We start from the raw sequence: 26,776 nt of genomic DNA on the forward strand, positions 1-26,776 counted from the left end.
GGAATTCATCACACACAAAATTCACTACAATGAAAACTTCACGCACTACGCTATTTCTACTCTCTCTTTTTTTGGCGTTCACCTCATCAATTGCTCATGCACAAACAAAATACCAGTCGGTAGGCGGTGTAAAACTAACTATTGAAGGAACTTCCAATATCCATGACTGGGATATGAAGTCGGATAAAGGATATTGTTCCAGTCTGTTCGATATTACCCAGTCGGGTACCCTAAATGGGGTGTCGTATATTAACTTTACGGTACCTGCGGAAAGCCTAAAGAGCGAGCACAAAGGGATGGATAAAAATACCTACAAGGCACTCAATACCGAAAAATACAACAGTATCAGTTTTACCGCTTCTTCTGTAAGTGTAAAACAGAATGGTGCAGCAGGGTACCTGTTGACAGCCAGAGGACGGCTCACCATTTCGGGGGTTACCAAAGACGTGGTTTTGACGGCCAATGGCACCATGAATGCTGATAAAAGCATTAGTTACACCGGCTCATATAAAATAAAGATGACCGATTATAACGTGGAACCACCCTCCCTGATGATGGGCGCTATCAAGACCGGGGAACTGGTAACCGTAAAATTTGACCTGCTTTTAAGATCCATATAACTGCATTGTTCACCTACTCACCAAGATCATTAAAATATACTATTATGAGACGTATGTATTTAAATAACACAATTATAGTAATGGTGTTGTTATTTGCCCTGCCACTTACCATGTGGGCACAGGATGAAAAGTTCTCCTATGGCCGCCCTGCTTACTGGCGTCCGTACGATAAAACCGGTATCAATGTATTTGAAACTACAAAAGAAAATGCTACTCCATACGATGGTATGCGAATAAGACTGGGCGCAGGATTTACGCAACAGTTCCAGGGCCTGAAACATGAAAATAAAGAGGCTGCTAATTATGAATCGTCAAACAGGCTGTATCCATTGGCCCCCGGTTTTATGACCGCTATGGCCAACTTAAATCTTGATGTGCAACTGGCCGATGGTATCCGGTTGAATGTAACCACCTATCTTTCGAGCCGGCACCACAATGAAGCCTGGGTTAAAGGCGGGTATATCCAGTTTGATAAACTTCCTTTCAAAGGAAAGATCTGGGACGACATAATGAAAGTGACTACCATTAAAGTGGGTCATATGGAAGTGAATTATGGCGATGCACACTTCCGCCGTTCAGATGGAGGGCAAACACTGTATAATCCATTTATGGAAAGTTACATCATGGATGGCTATGCCACAGAGATCGGAGGTGAAGTGATTGTGCAAAAGAATGGATTATTTGGGGTGTTAGCGCTTACCAATGGGATGATCAAAGGCAATGTTGATTCAGCGGTGAAATCACCGGTTGATGACAATACCAAACGGGCGCCATCCCTGATCGTTAAAGGAGGCATTGATAAAAAAATAGGGGAGGCCATGCGCGTTCGGTTATCAGGCAGTCTTTATCATAACAGCAGTTCTGCCGCCAGTGGTTTGACCTTATATGGTGGCGACCGCACCGGTAGCAATTATCAAAACGTAATGGAAAATGCGCCCACAGGCGCCAACCTGCCGGCGTCAACTGCCATTGCATTCTCAGGCAGATTAAATCCCGGGTTTACAAAGAAAGTAGATGCCTTTATGATAAACGGATTTTTCAAAGTGCAGGGGCTTGAGTTGTTCGGTACCTATGAAAATGCACAGGGCCGGTCAAAAACCGAAACATCGATCAGACGCATGCAGCAATTTGCCGGTGATGTAGTGTATCGTTTCGGTTGCCATGAAAACCTGTTCGCAGGCGCAAGGTATAATAAAGTATCAGGCCGGTTGGCCGGTTTTGCAGATAATATTAGTGTAGACCGTGTGGCAGCAGCTGCCGGCTGGTTCGTTACCAACAATGTGTTGCTGAAAGGTGAGTATGTGATCCAGAAATACCGTGACTTCCCTGCTGTTGACTACCGCAGTTCCGGCCAATTCAAAGGATATGTAATTGAAGCTGTTGTGGGATTCTAATTAATTATTAATGTAAAATGTACATTTGTAAAAAGCCACCGGTCATCCGGTGGCCTTTTATTTGGCAAAGAGCGTACCTTGTATCCTAAAATTAAAGTAAGTTTACACCCGGCATAGGGATAAAGTGTTGGATAATAACCAGGTAAATATCGAAAAGGAGCTTTTCTCCCGCGTAGCACAGGGTGACGAAGAAGCATTTAATACGTTGTTTCATAGTTATGTTCCCAGGTTACATACCCTCATCATGAAAGTGACCAGAACGGAAGGGGTCACAAAAGATATTATTCAGGAGGTCTTTCTTTATTTATGGATTGATCGCGAATCACTTGACGAAGTGGAAGTGCCGCAGAACTGGATCTTTAAAATAGCTTATAACCGCTCTTATAGCTGGCTGGCCCGCCAATACGATCGTAACCGCAAATACAACGAATTCAAACAACGCAACCCTACGGAAGGGGAAGAAAACCTGGAACATACTGTTGCGCTGAACGAAACTGCCCGATTGATCCGCGAAGCAACTTCCTTGTTGCCCGATCAGGCCCGGAGAATTTTTCAATTAAGCCGTGAAACGGGGTTAAAGGCGGCTGAGGTAGCAGATCAACTGCATATTTCTGTACAAACCGTTCGTAACTCACTAGTTCGCTCCGTAAAATTTGTAAAGGAGTACCTGGCCCAGCATGGTATTCTACTGCCTCTTCTGCTCATTTTAGCAATTAGTTAAATTTTTTTTGAAAACGATAGGTATGTTTTCTTTTCCCATTGTACATTAATATAGGCGAGGGAATGTGATCCTCTTTTTTCCTCATAATTCAATAATGGACATGGGTAATTTTCTTAAAAACGAACTGCTTGACCTACTGCAAAAAGCCAGGGCTGGTAATGCCACCGGGGATGATTATTCCCGGATAGCAGCGATCATCAATGCCGACCAGAGCGGAGAACTGATCGCCGAAGCTGATAATTTTTTGGCGCAGGAAGTTACTGTTCCCTCCCAGCATATTGAACCCTACAATTATGAATACTGGCAACGCGCCTTCCTTGAAATAAAAGAAAGCTGGCGTCAGCAAAATTTACAACAGGCAAAAGTAAGACGCCTCCCGGTCCGCCGGTGGTGGGTTGCCGCTTCCATCATGCTCTTGATCTCCGTTGGTGTTGCTACTTACCTATTTACAAAAAGGACCTCTTCACAACTGGTTGCTGGTCCGTATAAAATATTACCCGGTAAAGAGGGGGCCATTTTAACCCTGGCCGATGGGTCACAGGTATTATTAGATAGTTTACAGAATGGCATTGTAGCCATGCAAGGCGGTACTACGGCCAAAATTGTCAATGGTACACTCATTTACGAAGGCAAAGGGAACAACGCGGTATATAATGTGATGTCTACTCCCAAAGCGCGTGAATTTCATGTAATACTGCCCGACGGTACCAATGCCTGGCTCAATAGCGGCAGTTCATTACGATATCCCACCACATTCACCGGCAATGAGCGCAAGGTTACGGTAACAGGTGAAGTGTATTTTGAAGTAGCCACTGTACGGCTCAACGCTGGGTTAAAAATGCCCTTTAAAGTAAACGTCAACAACAAGGCTGAAATAGAAGTGCTGGGAACACACTTCAATGTAAAAGCATATGCTAATGAACCGGTGATCAATACTACTTTACTGGAAGGCTCTATTGCCATTACGTTATCACCTGATCAACGCACTGTATCAACTGGAAGAAAAGGCCGGGTTGAACCTGCAAAAAAACTGGTCCTAAAGCCTGGTCAGCAGGCACAAATATTGATCGGTCAACAACAGATGCAGGTAGTTACGGAGGCAAAAGATGCTGCTGCGAAAAAGGCAAACACACAACCTGAATTAACAGTAGTTAGCAATACCGATATTGATAATGTGATGGCCTGGAAAAATGGTGTGTTCGATTTCAATAATATAGCCTTCAATGATGCTATGTCTCAACTCGAGCGCTGGTACGATATTGAAGTGGTGTATGAAAAAGGTATCCCAACTGATATTGAATTGAACGGGAAGATCAGTAAAGATGTAACCTTAAATGAGTTAGTGACGATCTTAGAAAAGATTGGGGTGAAGTGCCGGTTGGAAGGAAGGAAATTGCTGATCCAGTCTTAAGAGACAAAGGATTTGCTTGTCAAAAGAATGTAAACGTTTACTTTATCCGGCTACGGAAAAGTACTTAATAAGAAAAGATATTACTGCCTAAACAAAACGATTGCAATGCAAAAATCACAAATTACATAACAACCAAAGGGTATATAAATCAAAACCGGAAGTGTCGTTACCACTTCCGGAAGAGTGTTTAGTTGCCCAAAACGAAAGCCTCAAATCTCCATTTTTTAACAACCAAACGTTTGCAACTTATGCAAAAAAAATCAATTGGTTCCGGAATTTCTATGCCCTGGCATTACCTGGCTAATCGATTGCCTGATTGTAGGGGAGGGTTCAACGGGACCATCACCAAAAGATTGCTTCGCGCGATGAAATTGACTATCTTCTTTATTGCCATTGCTGTTTTCTCGGCCCATGCTGAAGGAAATGCACAAAACATTACACTCTCCGGTAAAGACCTGCCATTAAAACAGGTTTTTACTGCTATTGAAAAGCAGACCGGCTATGTTATATTCAACAACAAGCGTGATCTGGATGAATCGAAAACAGTTACGATTTCAGCCAATAACCTTCCATTGAAGGAGGTACTGGATATCATTCTGAAAGATCAACCCCTGGAATATTCCATCAAGGGAAAAACAATAGTGCTGTCCCGTAAAGTGCCATTGATAATTCTTGATGAGCCTGCAACGGTGCGCATTCCTATTACCGGAACGGTGGTAGATGCAAAAGGAAATCCGCTGACCGATGTGTCGGTAGTAATTAAAGGAAAAGGCAAAGTGGGCACAACGACAAATGCGTCGGGCGATTTCAAGCTCGAGGCTGATGCCGGCGATGTGCTTGTTTTTTCCATTGTGGGCTACCTGCAACAGGAAGTTGCCATTGGGAAAAATACAAACATTCAGATCGCATTAAAACCAATTGATGCCAAACTGGAAGAAGTGGTAGTGATTGGTTATGGTACTGCTAAACGGAGAGATCTTACCGGTGCCGTAGTCTCAGTAAAACCAGAAGAGATCACCGCCCGCCCTGGCCCCAATCCCATGGAGTCGCTGCAGGGCAGAGTGGCCGGTTTGGATATAACCCGCCCATCGGGCCAGCCTGGTGCCGCTCTTAACATTCAACTGCGTGGTAACAGATCATTCAATGCCAGCGGTACGCCCTTGTTCATCATCAATGGTTTGCCTGGCGATTATTCTACTATAAACCCATACGATATTGAATCTATTGAAGTATTGAAAGATGCGTCTTCCACTGCGGTGTATGGTTCGGCCGGTTCAAACGGCGTAATTATCATTACTACAAAAAGCGGTAAGTCTGGAAAATTAGCCATTGATTTCAATGCTTATTATGGTAATAATGGCTGGTCGGTTACTCCAAAGATGCGCACCGGTGAAGATTATCTGCAAACCAAACGCGATGCATACAGTTATGTGTGGGATGCTGCAAACAGCCAGTGGACAACAACCGGCGCCACTTGGCAATCACCCGCAGATGATGAGAAGATCTTTGGTACCCAACGATATGCCCTGTACCAGCAAGGACAGTTTGCCGATTGGGCCGACCTGTTCCTGCAAAAAAGTGCACACACGCAAAACTACAGCCTCGGTGTTTCTGGGGGTAACGAAAAAACAAAAGGCTATATCTCTTTCAACTATACCAACGAAAAGGGACAATATGTAGGCGACGATTATAAGCTCTTTACAACGACCATGCGTTTAGATCATAAAGTGCGGAACTTTATTTCCATAGGCGCCAACCTGACGGCTTCGTATGTAGACAGGGATAAAGCACAGGACAAACTGGAGAATGCACTGGTGACCGATCCGCTGGTAAGACCCTACAATGACGATGGAACGCTGAATACCAATTTGGGTAATAACGTATATAACCTGTTGCTGAATCAGCAGCCTGGGGTATATGCCAATGTTGATAACAACCTGAAGTTGTATGTAAATCCATACATCGAGATCAGGCCATTAAAAGGGTTGAGCTTTTTAAGCCGTTTGAGTAGCTACGTTACTTTCAGTAATACCTATAAATTCGATGGTAAGGGGTCTGTAAATTATACATACGGCAGCAGCGCCGGTGTTCCTAAGGCTGAGATCGATCAGGACCGTACCCTTGGTTACCAATGGGAAAACATCCTGACCTATAACTTCAAAGTGGCGCACGATCACGCCTTTACAGTAACCGGCATTACCTCCTGGTACGATAACCAGAATACAAAAACCAAAATGTTCCAAAGCAATGTAGTTTCGAACAATTTCAAATGGTACAAATTTACCGGTGATTCAACCTCTTCATCTACCTCTGAATACGCCATGTCGAAAACGCTTGGATTTATTGGGCGTATCAACTATTCTTATTTAGGGAAATACCTGTTTTCGGCAAGTATACGTCGCGACGGGGCTTCTGTTTTGTATAAAGACAACCTGTGGGATAACTTCCCGGCAGTTTCAGCCGGCTGGCGCATTTCTGACGAGTCGTTCATGGATGGTACCAAGAACTGGTTGAATAGCCTGAAACTCCGCGTAGGCTGGGGCGTTACCGGTACGGCAAAAATTGAACCGTATAGCTCTGTGGCCAACCTGGAATCGATCAATATGTCGCTGGGGGGAGTTGGTGTACCTACATACCGGAACTCCCAATTCCTCACCAACCCCTTGTTGAGATGGGAAAAATCGTACAATACAAATATTGGTTTGGATGCGGCATTCCTTAACAACCGGATTGATATGTCGTTGGATGTTTATAATACCAGGACCAAAGGAGTTATCTATGGGGTTACTGCACCTATCATTTACGGACAGTACACCGCCAGTGCACAATATAAGACTAACCTCAATGTATGCGAAACGCAGAACAAGGGTATAGAGCTGGCATTGAACACCCGTAATATAGTTACCAAAGATTTTAACTGGAATTCAGCGGTCGCGTTTTCTTATAACAAAGAAGAGATCCTGAAATTAACAGGCGGAGTTGCTAATAATATTGCCAACGGTGATAATAACCAGTACTCACTTACTATTGGTCAACCAGTAAATTCTTACCGGAATTATAAGTTGGATGGTGTTTGGCAGCTCGGTGAGGAAAAAGATGCGGCCGCGTTCGGCAAACGCCCCGGCGATCTGAAAGTAAATGTTCCCGGCATGACCCGCCTGGCAGAAGGGGTATATACAAAAACAGCAACAGATGGTACCATCAACTACTATTATACTGATCTGTCAGCCGCTCAGAAGTTTAATTCTGCGCTCACTGCTGCCAAAAATACCTATGCTGTTAGCTCCACCGATTACCAGATCGTGGGCCATAATTCTCCCAACTGGTCACTTGGGTTCCAGAATTCATTCAGCTACAAGAATTGGGAGTTGAGCGTTTACTCTTATTTCAGATGGGGGCAAACGATCAGTTATAATATGCTGGGTTGGTATCAGCCAAATGGATTTGCAACCAACGCAAGCCCTTCCAGAACAATTCCTAAGTATTTTAACTACTGGACACCCACCAACCCATCGAACGACTTCCCGGTAATGAATTACCAGGAAACGTCTTCCTCTCTTACCGGCTTTTCCGGTTTGAACTTTGTGGATGGTTCTTTCTTTAAGATCAAAAATATCACGCTTGGTTACAATATGCCAAGGGATCTTGTAAAAAAGCTATCGCTCGAAAAATTCCGGCTATATGGCACTATTACCAATCCTTTGGTTGTTACAAAGAGCAAACTGTTAAAACAGTATGATCCCGAAATGAATGGATCGCTCGAATATCCATTGACGAAACAGATTGTAGTGGGCCTGAATATGACATTTTAATTGCCGAATGATTAAAAACAGCGTTATATGAAAATTAAGCGTATAAAGAATCTATTATATAAATCCCTGTTTGGTTTGACCATAACACTTTCCGTTACCTCGTGTAAACTGGATGAATACAACCCGGTGACTTTATCGGAACAGGATGTGCTCAGCAAATATGATGGCTGGAAGGCGTACCAGTCGAACTGTTATACCGGGCTTTGGGGAACGACTATAGGTATGCCTTATGGCATCTGTTCTGAAGTGGGTACCGATTTGTGGACGTTCCCTTCCAATAGCACCAGCTATAAAGAGGTGATTGCTTACCAGGACCTGACCGTCAGTTTCAATTTGGTGAACAATATTTTTACCTATGCCTGGGGTTCTGTCAAGGATTGTAATAAGACCATTCAACTGGCCCCTCAATTAATAGATGGCAAAGCTTCCGATATCAATACCCTGGTAGCAGAGGCCAAATTGCTGCGGGCCTATTATTATTCGGTACTGGTAACCCAGTTCGGCGAACTTCCATTGGTACTGACTGACGAGCCTACAAAAAATCTAAGCCCTACCCGTAATAGTGTGCCTGAAATTTATACACAGATCATTGCCGACTTAAGGGATGCATTTAATGATCTGCCTGTAACGCCTATGGATAATAATCCGCAACGGGTAACCAAAAAAGCGGCATTAGGCTTACTGGCCCGGGTATATGCCCAGGGCGCAGGAGAAGGATTAAGTGAAGGCGGTAAATCATATTGGGTGCGGGCGAAGGAATGTGCCGACAGCCTGATCAATGGCATGGGCACCTACGGTGCTGCCATGTATGATGATTTTTCCAAAGTGTTTGCAGCAACCAACAACCGGAATAACCAGGAAGTTTTATTTACCGCGTATGGGCTTAACCCGTATAGTGCATCCTACGATGTTTCTACCGCGAATGCAAAGCCCAATTTGTACCTGCATTTTTATCCCAAATTTGATGATGCATTCGGTACCAGCGATGTTTTCAAAAGGAGCGTAAATTCCAATTCTTCCAATGCCTACTACGGGCGGTTGAACCAGGCGTTCATTGCGCCTACTAAATATCTGATCAATTGCTTTAATGCAACCTATGATAAACGCTGGGAGAATACCTTTCAAACGGCATTTACCAACTATTCAGGTGTTCGGGCAATTTCCAGCCTGGGAAGCGGTGCTCCAGGTCCGGCCAACGTAAAATACACCGACGCTACTGTTACTATTAACCAGGCCATGTGTACAAAGTATGGTATCGACCCAAAGCATATAGGCAAGAAGATCTATCCTTATATAGACGTTGATGCTAGAAATGCTTCCAAAAATGCCAGCTGGCAATATATTCCGCAGGTCTGGAACAAAGGCGCCATTACAGGTACAACCGCTGGAAATTTGACGGATGTCGCCAATGCCAATGTACATCCTTATCCATTGACGCAGGATGAGAACCGCTTCTTTGCTTATTTGAGTAAAGACCCGCTTACCCCTGCAGACAAAGCCGAACGCGCCTATGTTACGGTAAATATTGATGATCTGTTCGATAAGTCTGATCCTACAGGCAGCACGTATAAAGCCAATGCAGCGGGTAATGGGTTCCCCACAAGTAGTTTGGCTACCCTGTTCCCAGCCATGCAGAAGTTCAATTTTAACTTCGATGGCAGTTGGTTAGGTGGCGATTTTCAAAGAAAGCTGGGCAATATTATGATCATGCGGATGGCAGAAGTATATTTGATCGCTGCAGAAGCCACTATGCATACAAGTGGTGATGGAGCGGCTGCCGCCAATTATCTGAATGTATTGCGTAAACGCGCCTGCCGCAATCAGGCAGATTACAACGTGGGTACCGGTATGCAGTTAACAACAGCCACTATGAACGATGTATTTGATGAATACGCCCGTGAATTGTGTGGCGAGTTTAATCGCTGGCCCCTGTTGAAACGCAATAAAGCATTTGAAAGCCGCCTGCAGACTTACAACAAAAGAGCTGCCGCAAACTTCAATGCATCCAAACATTATCTTCGTCCCATTCCATTTACCTTCCTTAACCAGATCAACAATGCCGATCAGTTCGGAAATAATGGATATTAGTTTTAAGCAGACATACAGCTCCGATGGATCCAATTAGTGGATGTCGGAAAAAAAAAGGGTCACTTGATAGTGATCCTTTTTTTATCGGCAGTCGAGAGACATGAAAAGGCAGAAGACTGAAGATTTTGACGAGTAAAATAGTTATTAGTCAGAATATCGCGAGCCCACCCACCACTCACCACTCTCAGAACGGCTTCAATATTTTACCAGATTGGGCATATAATTTTAAGGACATGACCTAAAAGCGGGTAAATGAATGTTTAAAATAGGTAAGTATAACAGCTGGAGGAAGGTATGCGTACTTCAAACCGGATTCCTGTTGTTGTTCCTTATGGTTGTGACAAATGCCCTGGCACAACAAAGTAACCTTGCTTATTACCTGGATAATGCCCTCAAAAACAGTCCCCTGATCAAAGACCTTCAAAACCAGGTATTGTCTTTTTCCATTGATAGTCAATTGGTACGAGCCATTTTAAGACCGCAGGTAAACGCTAATAGCAATAATATGTACGCGCCTGTTATCAATGGGTATGGGTACGATGAGGTCATTACGAACAAAGCCCAGGTGTCAACAGTAGTCGCGGTGAACAAGGCATTTATAAGCCGTAAGAACGTACATACTCAAATTGCTGGTTTTCAAATACAGGCACAATCTGCGGCAAACAATGTCCGGCTAACTGAACAGGATATCAAAAGAAGTGTTACTGATCAATATATTAATACGTTTGGCGACTGGCTTCAATTGCAGTACAACCGGGAAATAAACGATCTGCTGGCCCGTGAAGATACCCTCCTGAAAAAACTTACCCAAAGTAACGTATTTAAACAGGCTGATTACCTGGCATTTACCGTTACCCGACAACGGCAATTATTGACAACGGCCCAATTGGAAATACAATATGCAAGTGATTATGCTGCCCTGAGTTACCTCGCAGGCATACAGGATACACTTGTTCCCCTGCAAATGGAAGATCCGCAATTATCGCTACACACTTTACCTGAATATACGACCTCCGCTTTTTTCCGGCAATACCTGCTGGATAGCTTAAAAATAAGGAATGACAGGGCGCTGGTTGATCTGAACTATAAACCAAAGATCAATTCCTTTGCCGATGCAGGTTATAATTCCTCACTGGCCTATATGCCCTATAAAAACTGGGGCACCAGCATTGGCGTTTCCCTTACAGTTCCCATTTATGATGGGCATCAAAGAAAATTACAATACCAAAAACTAAACCTGGCCGAACAAACCAGACAGGCGCAAAGGGATTTTTTTGTGAACCAGCGGCAACAGCAATTATTCCAGTTAATACAGCAGTTGCGATCTACCGAAAAGCTTATCAATAATATCAACCAGCAAATACGCTATACCGATACCCTGATAAGAGTGAGTGAAAAATTATTAGGCACCGGCGATATTCGGGTGCCCGATTTTATTCTGGCCCTTAGCAATTATTTCAATGCACGCAACCTGGTAACCCAGAATTATATCGATCGACTGAAATTGATAAACCAGATTAATTATTGGAACAGGTAAAGACAGATATGATCAAAACAGGATTGTTTTATTTGGCGGTGATGTTGCTTGTTAGCTGTGGTCACGCTGACCCCGATGATAATGAAGAAGAACAACAAGTAGTAACACCCGTAACAATAATACCTGTACAAAATGGGCCCATGGCTGATACCATTACCATGAATGCTACTTCCACTTTTTTGCAAAAAAGCATTGTAAAAGCGAGCGCTAACGGCTACCTGGCCACGGTGAAGGCGGTGGTAGGAAGGACCGCCGGTAAGGGAGAGGTATTATTCGTACTTAAAACAAAGGAGGCCCAAAGTATTGGCAATGCCATCAATTCGCTTGATTCTTCCTTTAAGTTTTCTGGTCTTATTACGATCAGAGCCGCTATAACCGGCCATATTACCGAAGTAGACCATCAAATGGGCGATTATGTACAGGATGGGGAGCAGTTGGCGGTAATTAATGATGTAAACAGTTTTGTGTTTGTATTAAACCTGCCTTATGAATTACGGCCTTATGTACTTGGGAAGAAAGAAGTGCGGTTACAATTGCCCGATGGACAAAACCTGGCGGGAACAATTACTGACATCACTGCTGTGGTGGACTCGGCAGCCCAAACGCAGAATATTTATATAAAAGTGCCTACCAGTAAATTGCCGGTTAACCTGGTTGCCAGAGTAGCTATTGAAAAAACGGCCAAAGCCAATGCGGTGTTCCTCCCCCGGCAGGCAGTGCTTGCTAATGAGACCCAAACTGAGTTTTGGGTAATGAAAGTAATGGACAGTACCAGGGCAATTAAGGTGCCGGTTAAAAAGGGATTGGAGACCAATGGTCAGGTAGAAATTCTTGCCCCGGCGTTTACGGCAACCGATCAGTTTGTACTTACCGGTAATTATGGGCTGGCCGATACTGCCACGATTAAAATTGTAAAGCCATAAAATCAACCCGGTGACTAATTTCTTTCTCACACATAAAAACCCGCTTACTGTTTTACTCGTGCTGATACTGGGTGGCGGCATCTTTGTATATACCAAATTACAAACCTCGCTCTTTCCCGAAATTACCTTCCCTAAAATAAAAGTGATTGCTGATGCTGGTTTGCAACCAGTAGATAAAATGATGATCACTGTCACCAAGCCATTGGAAACGGCTATCAAACAGGTGCCCGATCTGCAAATGATCCGAAGCACTACCAGCCGGGGCAGTTGCGAAATATCGGCGTTCCTGAATTGGGATGCCAATGTAGACCTCAGGCAACAATGGATTGAATCAAAAATTGAAGATATCAGAAATCAGTTGCCGCCGGAAGTGCAAATAAGCGTAGCCCGCATGAACCCCTCCATCTTGCCGGTAATGGGTTATTCCCTCGAAAGCAATACGAGATCGCCCATTGAATTAAAGCAGATCGCAAACTTTACCGTAAAGCCGTTCCTGTCGCAGGTAGCAGGCGTTTCGGAAATAAGAATAACCGGAGGCAAAACCAAAGAATACTGGCTGCAGTTAAATGTGCAGAAAATGAGCACATTTTCGGTAACGCCTACTATGGTGAATACGGCATTGAGCCAGACTAACTTTATAAAATCAAACGGTTATTTATCAGACTATGACTTTCTGTATCTCACGGTGACCGATGCTACTGTACGTGATAAAGATGCGCTGGAGCAGATTGTAATAAAGAACGATGGCAAACGCGTTATTACCGTTAAAGATATTGCCGATGTGCAGATAAACGAAGGAGTAGAATATATAAAGATCAATGCCAATGGCCGGGACGGGGTGCTGGTGGCTGTAGTGAAACAGCCAAATGCCAACCTGGTTGCCCTGTCGAAGGCGATGGAGCAAAAGGTACTTGAATTAAAGAAGGTCCTGCCACCCGATGTGCGTGTTGTTCCCTATTACATCCAGGCTGATTTTGTTAAAGATTCTGTCAGAAGCGTAACTGATAGTTTGTGGGTAGGGTTATTGCTGGCCATTGTGGTAGCGATCATTTTTCTGCGGTCATGGAAAGCAAGTGCTACCCTGCTGATCACCATCCCTGTTACCCTGGCACTTACCCTGATTGTGCTTTATGCAGTAGGGTATACTTTTAACATTATGACCCTGGGGGCCATTGCCGCTGCTATTGGGTTAATAATTGATGATGCGATCGTAGTGGTAGAACAAATACACCGCACGCATGAAGAACATCCGTCAGCACCCACCACCAAACTGGTACAAAAAGCCATCCATTATTTGTTCCCGGCTATGTTGGGGTCATCCATAAGCACTATTGTTATTTTCATCCCATTTCTGTTAATGAGCGGAGTAGCCGGCGCGTATTTCAGCGTAATGACCAATACCATGATCATAACGCTGGTCTGTTCATTTTTTGTTACCTGGCTTGGCTTGCCTGTTGTTTACCTGCTGCTTACACAAAAACAGCAACGAGCGGTACAGCTGGTGACGGGCCATAACGTGAAAACACAAAACTGGGTCTCTTTTTTTATAAAACGCCCATATATCAGTATATTCATTGTGGTAGCATTGGGAGGCTTAATAGCTTTACTGGTACCCCGGTTGGAAACCGGGTTTTTGCCCGAGATGGACGAGGGGAGTATTGTGCTGGATTACAGTTCACCGCCCGGTACCTCGCTGGAAGAAACTGACCGGGAACTGCGACAGGTAGAAAAGATCCTGAAAAGTATCCCGGAAGTACAGGCTTATTCTAGAAGGACCGGTACTCAAATGGGTTTTTTTATAACCGAACCCAATCGGGGCGATTACCTGATACAACTTAAAAAGAAAAGGGACCGGAGTACAGAAGAGGTTATCACAGCTATTCGCAAACGAATAGAAAGTTCCCAGCCTGCTTTAAGGATTGATTTCGGACAGGTGATCGGCGATATGCTGGGTGATCTTATGACCTCTGTACAACCTATAGAAATAAAAGTATATGGCAATGATCAAAAAGCATTACAACAGTTAAGTAAACAGGTGGCTGAGGTGGTTGCAAAAGTTTCAGGTACGGCCGATGTTTTTGATGGTGTTATTATTGCGGGCCCATCAATAAGTGTGCAGCCCGATTATGCAAAATTGGCACTGTTTGGAATAACACCGGCTGATTTTCAATACCAGTTACAGACTTCACTGGAAGGAAATATTTCCGGGAATTTATTTGAAAGGGAACAGTACGTTACGATCCGGCTGGTATATCCTGGTAATAAAAAAATGACTGTTAGCGACCTCTACAACCTGAAGATCTTTTTACCTGATGGCAGATTAAAACCCATAACCGCGCTGGCTACAATAACCGTAAATGGTGGGGAAGCCGAAATACAACGGGAGAATTTACAAACCATGGGGGTGGTCACGGCCCGCCTTGAAAACCGCGACCTGGGAAGTGTGATGAAGGATATACAACAAAAGCTGGCTGCTGATATTCATTTGCCGCCCTCTTACAGCATTCAATACGGAGGCGCTTATGCCGATCAGCAGCAATCGTTCAAAGAACTGCTGATGATCTTAATAACCGCCAGTTTGCTGGTGTTTGCTGTTATCCTGTTTCTCTACAGAAGCTTTCGCATAGCATTGCTTATCCTGGGTATTGGCGTGCTGGGCATTTCAGGCAGCTATCTGGCCCTGTTCCTTACCGGTACGCCATTGAATGTAGGCAGTTATACGGGGCTTATAATGATCACCGGTATCATTGGTGAAAATTCAGTATTTACCTTTCTGCAGTTCCGGGATTCACTGCATGAAAAAAATACCGATGATGCCATTATCTATTCTATCTCAACCCGGCTGCGTCCCAAGTTAATGACCGCGTTGGGCGCCATCATTGCCTTAATGCCATTGGCGTTAGGCATTGGTACGGGGGCGCAATTGCACCAGCCACTTGCCATAGCCGTAATTGGCGGCTTTGTAATGGCGCTGCCGCTGTTGTTGATTGTGTTACCAACAGGTATTCGAATTATTTATAAAAACAGACCTCCCTTACTACAATCATCTGATCATGAAGAAACAACTTAGATTAATGGGTATGCTGTTACTGATGGCTGCCATCCATTCCTGCCAGGCCCAAACTGCTACCGAATTACATTTGTTAACCACTTTTCATTTGTCGGGCACGGGTGGCTGGGACTATCTGGCCATTCAACCCGGTTCCAATAAACTATATGTGTCACATGCCACCCAGGTAAACATTGTTAACAAAACAACGGGCGATTCTCTCGGTGTTATTCCCAATACCACCGGGGTGCATGGCATAACATTTGTGCCAAACCTGAAAAAAGGGTATACCACCAATGGCGGGTTAAATACCCTTAGCATCTTTGATCTGCAAACTGATAAAGTACTTGGCCAATTATCAGTGGGGGAGAACCCGGATGCTATTATGTATGATGAATATTCAAAGCGCCTGATCGTATGTAATGGCCGTAGTCACACTATCAGTATCGTTGATCCGGAATATGATAAGGTAGTAGGGATCATTGATGTTGGCGGAAAACCGGAAGAAGCGGTGACCAACGGCGCTGGCACTTTGTTTGTTAATATCGAAGATAAAAATGAAATAGTAGTGATCGATCTTAAAAGCAAGCAGGTCTTACATCATTGGGCATTGGATCCGGGCGAGGCTCCCACGGGTTTAGCCATTGATAATATTACCCATCGGTTGTTTTCAGCCTGTAGCGAAAGCAGCTTATTGATCGTGCTGGATGCCGTAAATGGCGCCATTATTAGTAAAATACCCATTGGGGCCGGTTGTGATGGAGTAGTCTTTGATAAGGTTACCAAATGCATTTATGCTTCCAACGGCGAAGGTAACCTCACCGTAATAAAAGAAGAGGGCAATGATAAGTATAGTAAAATAGCCACTTTGCCTACCAAAAGAGGCGCCCGTACTATTGCATTAGATGAAACTACCCATAAACTGTATCTGCCCACAGCTGAATTTGAAACCACCCACAAATTAAATAGCAGGCCAACCATTATTCCCAATACCTTTCAGGTACTGGTGTTGGGGAAGTAATAAGCGCTTGTGCCATTAATGACCTGTAAGGTGCATCATTTGAGGTCGCTTTAGTAGTGTGTTGAGTTGCATCCCGCAAAGCGGGACAAGCTCTGACAGGTCTTTATTATTGAACATATGGCGCCCACCTGGCGACCCGCCTCAGCGGGGTGCCAGGTGCGCCTGAAGTGACGAACTAATCTTTTTGTTCTTTAATAAACTTACCGTTTTTATCAAAAAGGAGATCTTTTTTATTTACTTCCGCTTCATAGTTTATTTCGCCATTGGCTTTTGTTATTTTTGCCGCTTCTTTAATGGTTGTTTTGTAGTGTTCTTTTACATAGGTAGTAACGCCCGCGGGCAACGCGGTTGGTTCAATCTCTATTTCAGTTTCTTTTAATTCTCCGTTGGAGCTATATACGGCCGCCATTTCATTTTTCCCATTTATAAAATTCACTTCAAAGTCGGACCCTTCTTTACTCCATTTAGTTTTTGTAGCGGCAGGGTAGCTCTTCTTAAAAGCTACTTCCGCTGCTGATGGAATTTCAACCCTTTCCTTCTTTTCCTGGCAGAAGCTGGTGGCAGTGATCAAAAGAATACCTGAAACTAAGAAATACTTTTTCATAGCTTAATAGTTGAGTTTTATAATTATAAGCTAACCTAAATTGTAATTCTGTTGAGTTTTGGTATTTGTTATAATTTTAATGCTTTCAGGAAAGCGTCTTTATAATTAACGCCAATGGATATTGGCATTTTCCTACGGCGCAAGCGTCCGCTTATGCCTGCTCACAATGACGTAAGCGTATTCTTCGCAGGGCGGCAGGTTGTAGGTTGAAGGGTGAGTGTAGAAGGCCGATGATTTTTGGCGGCGCAAATTGATTTTTTTGCGTACTTGCAGGGATAATTAAACCTTGCTGTATGAGAATAATAGATAAACTGGCCTGGATAGCAATTGATAATAAAATGGTGCTTTCAACAAGGTCATTTGGAAAGGATAAATTTTACATTCCCGGCGGCAAACGGGAAGCCGGCGAAACGGATGAACAAGCCTTGCTTCGGGAAATAAAAGAAGAGTTGAATGTTGACCTCGACAAAACCTCCCTGAAACCATTTGGCATTTTTGAAGCCCAGGCGCATGGCCATGCAGAAGGGGTGATCGTTAAAATGACCTGTTACACCGCGTCCTACACCGGACAATTGTCTTGCCAGTCAGAAATTGAAGAAATGGCGTGGTTAACGTACGCCGATAAAGACAGGATCTCGCATGTAGACAAGCTCATTTTCGATTATTTAAAAGCGAATGAGCTGATAGGATAGCTATGTCCGCTTCTAAATCGATATAGAAACTCAATGCGTACACGATCCCGGTAAACTCGACTTATTCCCTCAATTTATACTGTGAAATATTTTCTCTAACGTTATAGCAAGAGTGATGCTTCCGGGCAGACCAGGTTGTATAACGCTAAAGCACAATGTAAGTGATTGAACTGCTTGCGATTGTCTTCTTTTTTTACCGAACAGGATATACGGCAGACCCATTGTAGACCCAGGACAAATGGACCGAAAGTACTGGTGAGATTCACTCCAGATATACTAAAACAAGCCATTTTACCTTTCATAATGCCACTGAAATGCCACCGGAATGCCACCAGAATGCCACTGGGAAGTGGCATTCTGGTGGCATTATGATAGGGGAGGTATGGGATTATTACCGGGGATATGGCTATGTGGAGTGAATATTAAGAGAATCTGACCAGGATACTTCTGGTCTTGCCCATTAAGGTGGCACGGTATGTTTCAAATGCAAATGTAGAAAAACACTAAAGGTGATCCTCACAAACGATTAAGATACAGGCGCGCCGGTTTATTGGGGCGCTTTTTTTTACAGTCATTTGGCGGAATGGCAGGCGGTTTCGTGTCTTCATATACATAATCGGGCACTAACGGCTGGCGCTTCCAGCCAAAACGACTTGACTATGAATTGTGAAAAACGGGCAACCATTTACCTCCTGCTGTTATTGGTGTTGGTTTTCGGGGTAATGGGTTGTAGTAATAATAACAAAGAGGAAAAAGAAACAAAGGAAGGTAAAAACAACCAATCTGTTAAGACAGATCCGCTACCGTCGTGGAATGACGGGCCATTGAAAAAGTCCATTATTGCTTATATAAAAAGTGTGTCCGATACGGCTTCCCACTCATTTATTCCTGTTATTGACCGTATAGCCACTTTTGATAATGATGGCACCCTGTGGGCTGAAAGGCCATATGTACAGGCATTGTTTGTACAATACCGGGTAAGAAGAATGGTAAAAGACAATCCGGCGCTGGCTAATAAACAACCTTTTAAGGCGGTGCTGGAAAAGGATGCCGCTTATTTTGAAAACGGTGGTGAAAAGGCCGTTATGGGGTTAATAGCAGCTATGCATACCGGTATGACGGAAGATAAATTTGAACTGGCGGTGCATGATTTTTTTGCCTACGCCACCTATCCCCGATGGAACGTGCCCATTAAAGAGATCATTTACGAGCCCCAGTTGGAGTTGTTACAATATTTACGATCAAATGGCTTTACAATTTTTATTTGCACAGGTGGTACAGTAGAATTTGTAAGAGGCATCTCGTATCAATTGTATGATATTCCCAAATATCAGGTCATTGGTACCACTTTTAAATACCAGTATAACGATAGTACAAAAAGCGTGATCAGGGAAACGGCTATAAACCAGGTCAATGACAAGGAAGGTAAGCCGGTAAGTATACAGGCCCGAATAGGACAGCCGCCCGTGTTTGCTTGCGGCAACGAAGGCGGGGAAGGCGATATCGCCATGTTGAACTTTTGCCAGGGCAGCCGGTATCCTTCTTATCAATTACTTGTCAATCACGACGATTCAACCCGGGAGTTTTATTACCAGGAAAGATCGAATGCATCGTTGAATGCAGCGGCTAAAAATAACTGGCATGTAATAAGCATGAAAAACGACTGGAAAAAAGTGTTTGCCGAAGTGAAGCAATAACCGGTTTGAAGGACATACATTTTTTATAACCTACGGTTATATCATTAAATCGTTTGAGAAAAAGAAATGAAACCAGGAAAATACAATATGCTGTTCTTCTTTGTTTTGCTGCTTGTTGTAACCGTACAACCGGTTGCGGCGCAAAGAGGGCGCCCGGGAGGACGGCCTGCAATACAACGTCCGCCAGCTGGGGGAGGAGGGCTTAACCGCCAGCCTATGCACGGCGGTGCCGTTGAAAATAATGACATGCACAACAGGAATGTTAACCGGAATGCGAATATCAATAATGGTCCACGCAATAGTAATAATACCAATGTAAGCGGCAATACAGTTAATATAAATGTCGACAGAAGCCATGATGTAAATGTGGTCAATAACCGAAATACGATGGTGCAGCGAAATAACATAGCTACTTACGGGAGGCCTCCCTATGTATATGGCGGTGCCCGGTATTATTGTTACCATCCTTATGTGTACCACCCGTACAGACCTTTTTACTGGGGGCCTGCCTGGCATCCCTGGGGATTTTTTGTTGCAGCGCTGGCAGTTACAGCCATTGTAGTAACTGTTGAAAATGAAAAATATCATTATGATCAGGGTGTTTGGTATGCACAATCAGGAGGCGGATATACGGTTGTAGCAGCCCCCGTAGGGGGTACTGTTACAACCATCCCTTCCAACAGCCAGACCGTAGTAGTAAATAATGTTACCAATAATTATTACGGCGGCGCTTTTTATCAAAAAGACGGTACTACCTATAAAGTAGTGCCACCACCGGCAGGCGCTGTGGTAGACAACCTGCCAGAGGGCGGGGAAGAGGTAAAGATTGGCAATCAAACCTATGTTAAAATAGGCGAAACGTATTACCAGCCGGTAAAGGTTGATGGCAAAGACAAATATGAAGTGACACAGGTGGAATCGGATAAATAGCGGTCATTTATCGCGGTGTTACCTATGACTCAATATTTTGTGAAATCAGCTTTTGAATATTTTTTTGTTTTCCATAAGAAAGAAGCTGCTGACAGTAGGGGGTATAATAATGATGGGCTATCATAAATGCCAGGGTACTGTTGTGCCAATTCTCAAGCGGTTTATCCAGTTTTGCTTCCATTTCTGCCTTTACCTGTTTATTAATCTCAAAAAACTCATCGGTGCCCAGGTGATACAGATCTGCATCGCAAATGATTTTTTCTGATAAAGAATGGGGATTTACGGGCATTTTGGTAGCCATTATGTATTTGCTTATTTCTTCTATGATGTTATTGGCTACATGCTTTGAAGATAAAAAATCCACCAGGATCTCAATGCTTTTTAACTCATGCATATTGGTATCGGCCAACAAATACCCCGTATCGTGAAACCAGGCTGCTGCCAGGATCATGAAGAGGTCCAGCTTGTTATACCTGTAAAATTCGGCGATCTCTTTAGTGTGGGCTACTACCTGGAGGGTGTGTTGCAGGTTGTGATAGATCAAAAATGGGCGTTGATGCTGAAAGAACAGTTTTTTTACATAGTTCTCAATATCGGTTAATAAAGCCGCTATTTGCATTTTTCTAAAGAAAAGGGATTAAACAGGAAAGTTCTTTGGCAATTCTGTAGAAATGCTGAAGGGTGTTTTATGGGGTTACGCATTAAAAATGAATAAGAATAAGTGTAGAAATGAACTTTATAAATACCCGGCGTATTATCTTACAGACTTAAAAAATAGCGCCACATATGAAAAAAGCTGGAATGGCTGTTCTGTTCCTGATGGTATTGGTTGGTAATGTAGTTGCCCAGGATAAAATTGAGAAATGGGATGTATTTGAATTGACATTAAAAGGCCCGTCGGCAGGTAATCCGTTTATGAGCACCAATTTGGTTGGCCGGTTTACCAATGGTGATAAAGTATATGAACAGGAAGGGTATTATGATGGGAATGGTATTTACAAGATCAGGTTCATGCCCGATAAAGAAGGTACCTGGAGTTATGTTGTTAGCAGTAATAAAAAAGAATTGAATAATAACAAAGGGAGCTTTGAATGTACCAGTCCTGCCAAAAATAACCATGGACCGGTAAGAGTAAGAGCTACCTATCATTTTCAATACGAAGATGGAACGGCTTATTATCCGTTTGGCACCACCATTTACGAATGGCCTTTTCAGGATGCAGGAACAAAGAAACAAACAATAGAAACACTGGCGTCCAGTGCGTTTAACAAAGCCCGCTTTTTAGCGGTGCCCCCGTATAAAGACAGGTATATAACCGGCCCGCTCACTATTACTACTTTTCCTTTTGAAGGGACCAGTAAAGACAATTGGGATCTCTCCCGTATCAATCCCGCCTATTTTAGAATCCTTGATTCCTGTGTGGAGCAACTGCGGAGCCTGGGCGTGGAGGCAGATCTGATACTTTTCCGTCCGTACGATAAAGGCAAATGGGGGTTTGATATGATGGGCCAGGACGTGAACAAATTCTTTACCAGATACATGGTAGCCCGTTATTCTGCGTACCGGAATATCTGGTGGAGCCTATGCAATGAAAACAGTTTTATCAGGAACATGACCGATGAAGACTGGGACGGGCTGTTTAAACTGGTGCAGGAAAAAGACCCTTATCATCACCTGCGTTCCATACACAATGCCGACAGAATATACGATTATGCAAAGCCATGGGTTACGCATGTAAGCCTTCAGTATTACAATGTTGTAAAAGCACCTTTTGGTACGCCGCTGCTCCGCGATCTGTATAAAAAGCCTGTTGTAAATGATGAGATCAATTATGAAGGCGACATCGAAAGCCGGTGGGGGCAACTGTCGGGTGAAGAAATGACATTCCGGTTTTGGAATGCTTATATTGGGGGTGGTTATGCTACACATGGTGAAACGTATAAAACCAGCCCATGGATCTCGTATGGGGGCAAGTTGATAGGTTCAAGTCCGTCGAGGATTGCCTTCTTAAGAAAGATAGTGGAAAGTGGTCCGGCGGGTGGCCTGGAACCCATTGATCAATATTGGGAGATCAATATGGCTGGTAAAGCAGGCGAGTACTACCTCATTTATTTTGGAAAGGATAAATTAAACAAATGGGATTTTGTGCTTCCCAAAAGGGACCTCACCAATGGAGCAAAATTCAAGGTGGACATCGTCGATACCTGGAATATGACCATTACCCCTGTTGAGAGGGAATTTGAAGTGGTGCCCATGCCTGATAACCGGTATAAATTCATTGACAAGAACAAATCGTCGATAAAGCTGCCGGCCAAACAGTACCTGGCCTTACGTATTTACAAGGTGGCCGATGGCGCCAAAGTCACTGATGATGGCCGCCATGAACTGGAATAATAGAGGTAGAAAACTATATTAAAAATCAATCCCCTTTCATTACTGAAAGGGGATTGATTTTTGATTGCAATCCGACTCTTTGGAAAGATTGCAACCATCTGCAAAGGAAATTCATCTACCTTTCTGTTTCAATAACTAATTAATTACTTAGTAATGGCCGCAGAAAGGAAGGTTTCTTCAACCAATTACCGCAATCAGTCATTTTTGGTGAATAAATGTTCGTTAAATGAACTGCTCGATCTGGTAAGCAAACGATGGGTAAGTGAAGTGTTGTTTTGTATAGAAGAGGGAAATAACCGATTCAAAAGTATAAAGGAGGAATTACAATTTATTAGTGATACCGTGTTGGCCGACCGGCTGAAGCTGCTTGAAAAATATGACCTGGTAAATAAAGTGACATTTAATGTAATGCCTGTTCGGGTAGAATATTCATTGACGGAGAATGGGAAAACATTGTGTGGATTACTGGAAACCCTGTGCAATTTCAGTGATAGTTTACCTGCTATGAATAATTAAGGTCCCTCCCCGTAGGGAGAGACCTTTTTGAATTGTTATAGCTATTAATCGCGCGCCATAACAGCGGCCAGTTCTCTTTCCACATCTACATACACATCATCGGCCACATCGAAGATCACTTTTATTACTGTGCCATTTGTAAAGGGAAACTTGGGGGTGTACTCATTGCTTACCGAATCGCCGCTGTCGTACCCGATGCATAATCCTTCTCCACACAAAGCATACCGGCCGGTTTGCGTGCGAAACTCCCCATTGGCCTGTTCTTTATCATCGACATACAATTTCATAGTGCCGATAGACTCACCATACTTACCCTGTTTGTTTTTGATAAATTCAACACCAACAATATGTTTGCCCGATTTAGGTGCTTTACAAATGAGTCGTTGTTCCGGTGGAATGCCCAGGAAATTATATACGTAATAGAGTTGTCCGCCTTTTATGAACAGTGAATGGCCACCAAACCTTGATCCATGTGCGAAGATCACGCCTTCTGACTCGTTGGTGAGGTCCACTTCTGCCAGTATTTTATACGAGCGGCCATGGGTACTGGCCGCAGATGCTTCAGGTATTTCAGTGGTACCCGGATAATAGGTGTATTTGCCACTTTCAGGAATGGCGACATGGTATTCCAGCTTGATGAAATCCAAAACAGAGAGATCGTTTAATGGGAACACATTATACTTCTGCGCTTCCTGTATCCACAATGCCGTTAACTCCTTTACTTTTTCGGGATATTTATCGGCCAGATCAAGTGCTTCTGAGCGATCTTCATCGGTATGGAAGAGTTGCCATTTGTCTTTGTCAAAGTTGCCAATGCCTACAGGCAAAGGTCCGTGTAAGGCGGCTGCTTTCCAGCCTTTATGCCAGAGGCCGCGGGTGCCGCACATCTCATAATATTGTATTTCCTTTTGGGTAGGTGCATTGGCGTTATCGAAACTGTATTTCATGGAAACACCCGCCAGTGGAGTTTGTTTTACGCCATCCACCACCTCGGGCATAGGTACACCACAACACTCCAGGATGGTTGGAACAATATCGGTGCAATGATGATATTGATGCCGCAGTTCTCCTTTTGCTCTAATGCCTTTAGGCCAGCAGATCACCAGTGGGTCGCAGGTGCCGCCTGCATAACCTGAGTAGCGTTTGAACATGCGGTAGGGTGTTGAGAAGGCCACTGCCCAGCCGGTTGGGTAATGGTTGTAGGTGTCGGGGCTTCCCAGTTTATCGATCATCTCCAGGTTGCGGTGAATGTCATCAGGATAGCCATTAAAAAAAGCGTTCTCGTTCACGGAGCCGTTTGGGCTTCCTTCGCCTGATGCGCCATTGTCGGCACAATAGAAGATCAGGGTATTGTCAAACTGTCCTGATTCTTCCAGGTAATCGATCACCCGGCCTATTTGCGCATCGGTATATTCAGAGTAACCGGCAAACACTTCCGCCATTCGACAGAACAATTTCTTTTCATCTTCATTCAAGGTGTTCCAGGGGCGTACCAGGTCGCCTTCATCGCAGGTGCCTTCGGGCATGGGGTTAATGGGGGTAAGCTGCGTGTCTTTAGGCAGGATGCCTTTTTCGATCATCCGTTGCAATACCCATTCCCGGTAGGCTTCGTAGCCATCATCAAAAACGCCTTTGTATTTGTCGATGTATTCTTTGGGGGCATGGTGCGGGGCATGATTGGCGCCGGGACAATACCACATGTACCAGGGCTTATTAGGTTGCGATTGTTTGGAATCCCTGATAAAGTTAATGGCTTTATCGGCAATGTCTTTACTGAAATGATAACCTTCCTTTGGCAAATAAGGTTGTTCAACAAAATGATTATCTTCTATCAACTCAGGGTACCATTGATTGGTTTCTCCGCCAATAAAACCATAGAAGCGGTCGTAACCCAAACCAAGCGGCCATCTCTTTTTGGAGGCACCCATGTCAAAAGCATCAACAGGCACGTTGTGGTTTTTTCCGATCCATAAAGTGCTATACCCTGCATCGCGCAGGATAGTAGCCATGGTGGCATTTTCCACGGGTATCTTGCCTGCATAACCGGGAAAGCCGATCGCAGATTCAGCAATGGTGCCAAAGCCATTCTGGTGATGATTTCTTCCCGTTAAAAATGTGGAACGGGTAGGGGAACATACCGCAGTGGTATGCCATTGCGTATACGTCAATCCCTCCCTGGCAAGCCTGTCCAAAGTGGGCATATTAATTCTGCCGCCATAGGGCGACCAGGATGCGAAACCAGTATCGTCGTACAGGATCACCAGCACATTGGGCGCGCCTTCTGGTGCATTGGGTTCCAGAAAGGCCGACCAATCGGGTTGTGAATTGCGCACATCCATATTGATCACCCCATTGAATGTTTTATTGGTGGCAGTTGTTATGTTAGGCTTGCCGTTTGTTGCTTTTGCCATGAAAGATCATTTTGTAATAAGACACGACCGCGATGGCGTCTCCGCCAACGGAAATAAATTAAGGTCGCTTTTGGCGGAACCAGTATCCCGAAGGTGTCCAGAAACTGTTTAAAGAGATCGGCCAATGAAGCTTCCCGGCATTGTTTTATTAGTGTTGATTGCCATAACGCACAATCAATTATGGGCGCAACAAAATCCGCCGCCACCCGGTAAAGGTGTTTCTGATGAGGAATTAAAAAGGGCTAACGACCCGATGGCGAATGTGAAGGCTTTTAATGTGCAGGATTATATCGTGTCAAAGTTATATGGCCTGCCCGATCAGCAGCTTAACCAGTTGCTTGTTCGCTATACGCAACCTGTTGGCCAGTTCCTGCTCCGTGGCACCATGCCTTTTGTGACTTCTTCCGGCGACGGTAAAGATCCTACCAGCGGTCTGGGCGATTTCAATTTCTTTGCGCTCTATTCTTTTCCTTCTTCAAATGGTAATAAATTCGGGATTGGTCCAAATCTTACTGTCCCAACAGGCACACATGAGCTGGGCGCCGGTAAATGGCAAACAGGTTTATCGGTGTTGGCTTTTTTTGCCAACAGTCACATTGTGCAGGTGGGATCATTGCTTCAATGGTCAGTTTCATTTGCGGGCGATGATGACCGGGCAGATGTTAGTTTACTTACACCGCAGCTCTTTTTTATCTGGCAAATCGGGGCCGGTTTTTGCATAAGAAGTACTGGGGTAATGAGCTTTAACCTGAAGAATGGCGATTATAATGTGCCCATAGGGTTGGGTGTTGGTAAAGTATTGAAAGCCGGGAACGTGGTGTTTAACTTATTTGCCGAACCACAATTTACTGTACTCGCAGAGGGGATCGGGCAACCAAGGTACCAGACTTTTGTTGGGTTCAATACGCAGTTCTAAAAATGGTGTAATTGCTTTAAGGATGAATGATAGCCTGATA

Annotated in this window: 19 protein-coding genes; 16 read left to right on the plus strand and 3 right to left on the minus strand. The window is 44.0% G+C overall.

Annotation, left to right across the window (positions count from 1 at the left end; genetic code table 11):
• Positions 1–29: 29 nt before the first annotated feature.
• The 10 genes from J7I42_RS21400 (at position 30) to J7I42_RS21445 (ending at position 16,576) form a co-directional block, all read left to right on the plus strand.
• A complete protein-coding gene (locus J7I42_RS21400) occupies positions 30–620 on the plus strand; it encodes a YceI family protein (RefSeq protein WP_209140911.1) in 591 nt (196 codons plus the stop codon).
• A 44-nt stretch (positions 621–664) separates the two neighbouring features.
• Positions 665–2,014 (plus strand): hypothetical protein, encoded by a 1,350-nt coding sequence (locus tag J7I42_RS21405; RefSeq protein WP_209140912.1) that lies wholly within the window; start codon positions 665–667, stop codon positions 2,012–2,014.
• A gap of 124 nt (positions 2,015–2,138) precedes the next feature.
• Positions 2,139–2,735, plus strand: coding sequence for an RNA polymerase sigma factor (locus J7I42_RS21410; RefSeq protein ID WP_209140913.1), 597 nt, complete (start codon positions 2,139–2,141; stop codon positions 2,733–2,735).
• 100 nt (positions 2,736–2,835) lie between these two features.
• Positions 2,836–4,146 (plus strand): FecR family protein, encoded by a 1,311-nt coding sequence (locus tag J7I42_RS21415; RefSeq protein WP_209140914.1) that lies wholly within the window; start codon positions 2,836–2,838, stop codon positions 4,144–4,146.
• Between the two features lie 248 nt (positions 4,147–4,394).
• Positions 4,395–7,958 carry a TonB-dependent receptor gene (locus tag J7I42_RS21420; protein WP_209140915.1) on the plus strand — a complete coding sequence of 1,188 codons (3,564 nt, stop codon included), beginning with the start codon at positions 4,395–4,397 and terminating at the stop codon, positions 7,956–7,958.
• Positions 7,959–7,985: 27 nt separating this feature from the next.
• Positions 7,986–10,046, plus strand: coding sequence for a RagB/SusD family nutrient uptake outer membrane protein (locus tag J7I42_RS21425; protein ID WP_209140916.1), 2,061 nt, complete (start codon positions 7,986–7,988; stop codon positions 10,044–10,046).
• A 256-nt stretch (positions 10,047–10,302) separates the two neighbouring features.
• Complete coding sequence (locus J7I42_RS21430; RefSeq protein WP_209140917.1) at positions 10,303–11,583, plus strand: TolC family protein; 1,281 nt, start codon at positions 10,303–10,305, stop codon at positions 11,581–11,583.
• Positions 11,571–12,506 carry an efflux RND transporter periplasmic adaptor subunit gene (locus J7I42_RS21435; protein ID WP_209140918.1) on the plus strand — a complete coding sequence of 312 codons (936 nt, stop codon included), beginning with the start codon at positions 11,571–11,573 and terminating at the stop codon, positions 12,504–12,506. The genes J7I42_RS21430 and J7I42_RS21435 overlap by 13 nt, the downstream gene beginning before the upstream one ends.
• 10 nt (positions 12,507–12,516) lie before the next feature.
• Positions 12,517–15,576, plus strand: coding sequence for an efflux RND transporter permease subunit (locus J7I42_RS21440; protein ID WP_209140919.1), 3,060 nt, complete (start codon positions 12,517–12,519; stop codon positions 15,574–15,576).
• Positions 15,560–16,576, plus strand: coding sequence for a YncE family protein (locus J7I42_RS21445; RefSeq protein WP_209140920.1), 1,017 nt, complete (start codon positions 15,560–15,562; stop codon positions 16,574–16,576). Before J7I42_RS21440 ends, J7I42_RS21445 begins: the two co-directional genes overlap by 17 nt.
• Positions 16,577–16,751: 175 nt before the next feature.
• On the opposite strand, the gene J7I42_RS21450 is transcribed toward J7I42_RS21445, so the two are convergent.
• Positions 16,752–17,180 (minus strand): PepSY-like domain-containing protein, encoded by a 429-nt coding sequence (locus J7I42_RS21450; RefSeq protein ID WP_209140921.1) that lies wholly within the window; start codon positions 17,178–17,180, stop codon positions 16,752–16,754.
• A gap of 293 nt (positions 17,181–17,473) precedes the next feature.
• On the opposite strand from J7I42_RS21450, the gene J7I42_RS21455 reads away from it, so the two are divergent.
• From J7I42_RS21455 to J7I42_RS21465, 3 genes are all read left to right on the plus strand, one after another.
• Positions 17,474–17,872 carry an NUDIX hydrolase gene (locus J7I42_RS21455; protein ID WP_209140922.1) on the plus strand — a complete coding sequence of 133 codons (399 nt, stop codon included), beginning with the start codon at positions 17,474–17,476 and terminating at the stop codon, positions 17,870–17,872.
• A gap of 659 nt (positions 17,873–18,531) precedes the next feature.
• A complete protein-coding gene (locus J7I42_RS21460; RefSeq protein WP_209140923.1) occupies positions 18,532–19,569 on the plus strand; it encodes an HAD family hydrolase in 1,038 nt (345 codons plus the stop codon).
• 66 nt (positions 19,570–19,635) lie between these two features.
• Positions 19,636–20,499, plus strand: a complete 864-nt coding sequence (locus J7I42_RS21465) for a DUF6515 family protein (protein WP_209140924.1) — start codon at positions 19,636–19,638, stop codon at positions 20,497–20,499.
• A gap of 22 nt (positions 20,500–20,521) precedes the next feature.
• Here J7I42_RS21465 and J7I42_RS21470 read toward each other — a convergent pair whose 3' ends face one another.
• Positions 20,522–21,118, minus strand: coding sequence for an HD domain-containing protein (locus J7I42_RS21470; RefSeq protein ID WP_209140925.1), 597 nt, complete (start codon positions 21,116–21,118; stop codon positions 20,522–20,524).
• Between the two features lie 167 nt (positions 21,119–21,285).
• Between J7I42_RS21470 and J7I42_RS21475 the strand changes: the two genes are divergently transcribed.
• Both J7I42_RS21475 and J7I42_RS21480 read left to right on the plus strand, forming a co-directional pair.
• Positions 21,286–22,893, plus strand: coding sequence for a DUF5060 domain-containing protein (locus tag J7I42_RS21475; RefSeq protein WP_209140926.1), 1,608 nt, complete (start codon positions 21,286–21,288; stop codon positions 22,891–22,893).
• A 153-nt stretch (positions 22,894–23,046) separates the two neighbouring features.
• Complete coding sequence (locus J7I42_RS21480) at positions 23,047–23,409, plus strand: winged helix-turn-helix transcriptional regulator (protein WP_209140927.1); 363 nt, start codon at positions 23,047–23,049, stop codon at positions 23,407–23,409.
• 44 nt (positions 23,410–23,453) lie between these two features.
• Here the strand turns inward: J7I42_RS21480 and J7I42_RS21485 are convergent, their stop codons facing one another.
• On the minus strand, positions 23,454–25,820 hold the full coding sequence (locus tag J7I42_RS21485) for an arylsulfatase (RefSeq protein WP_209140928.1): 2,367 nt from the start codon (positions 25,818–25,820) through the stop codon (positions 23,454–23,456).
• A 124-nt stretch (positions 25,821–25,944) separates the two neighbouring features.
• Between J7I42_RS21485 and J7I42_RS21490 the strand changes: the two genes are divergently transcribed.
• Positions 25,945–26,736 (plus strand): hypothetical protein, encoded by a 792-nt coding sequence (locus tag J7I42_RS21490; RefSeq protein ID WP_209140929.1) that lies wholly within the window; start codon positions 25,945–25,947, stop codon positions 26,734–26,736.
• The last annotated feature ends 40 nt before the right edge of the window (positions 26,737–26,776 follow it).

This window comes from Niastella soli, from assembly GCF_017742245.1.
In the GTDB taxonomy this organism is placed as follows: Bacteria; Bacteroidota; Bacteroidia; order Chitinophagales; family Chitinophagaceae; genus Niastella; species Niastella soli.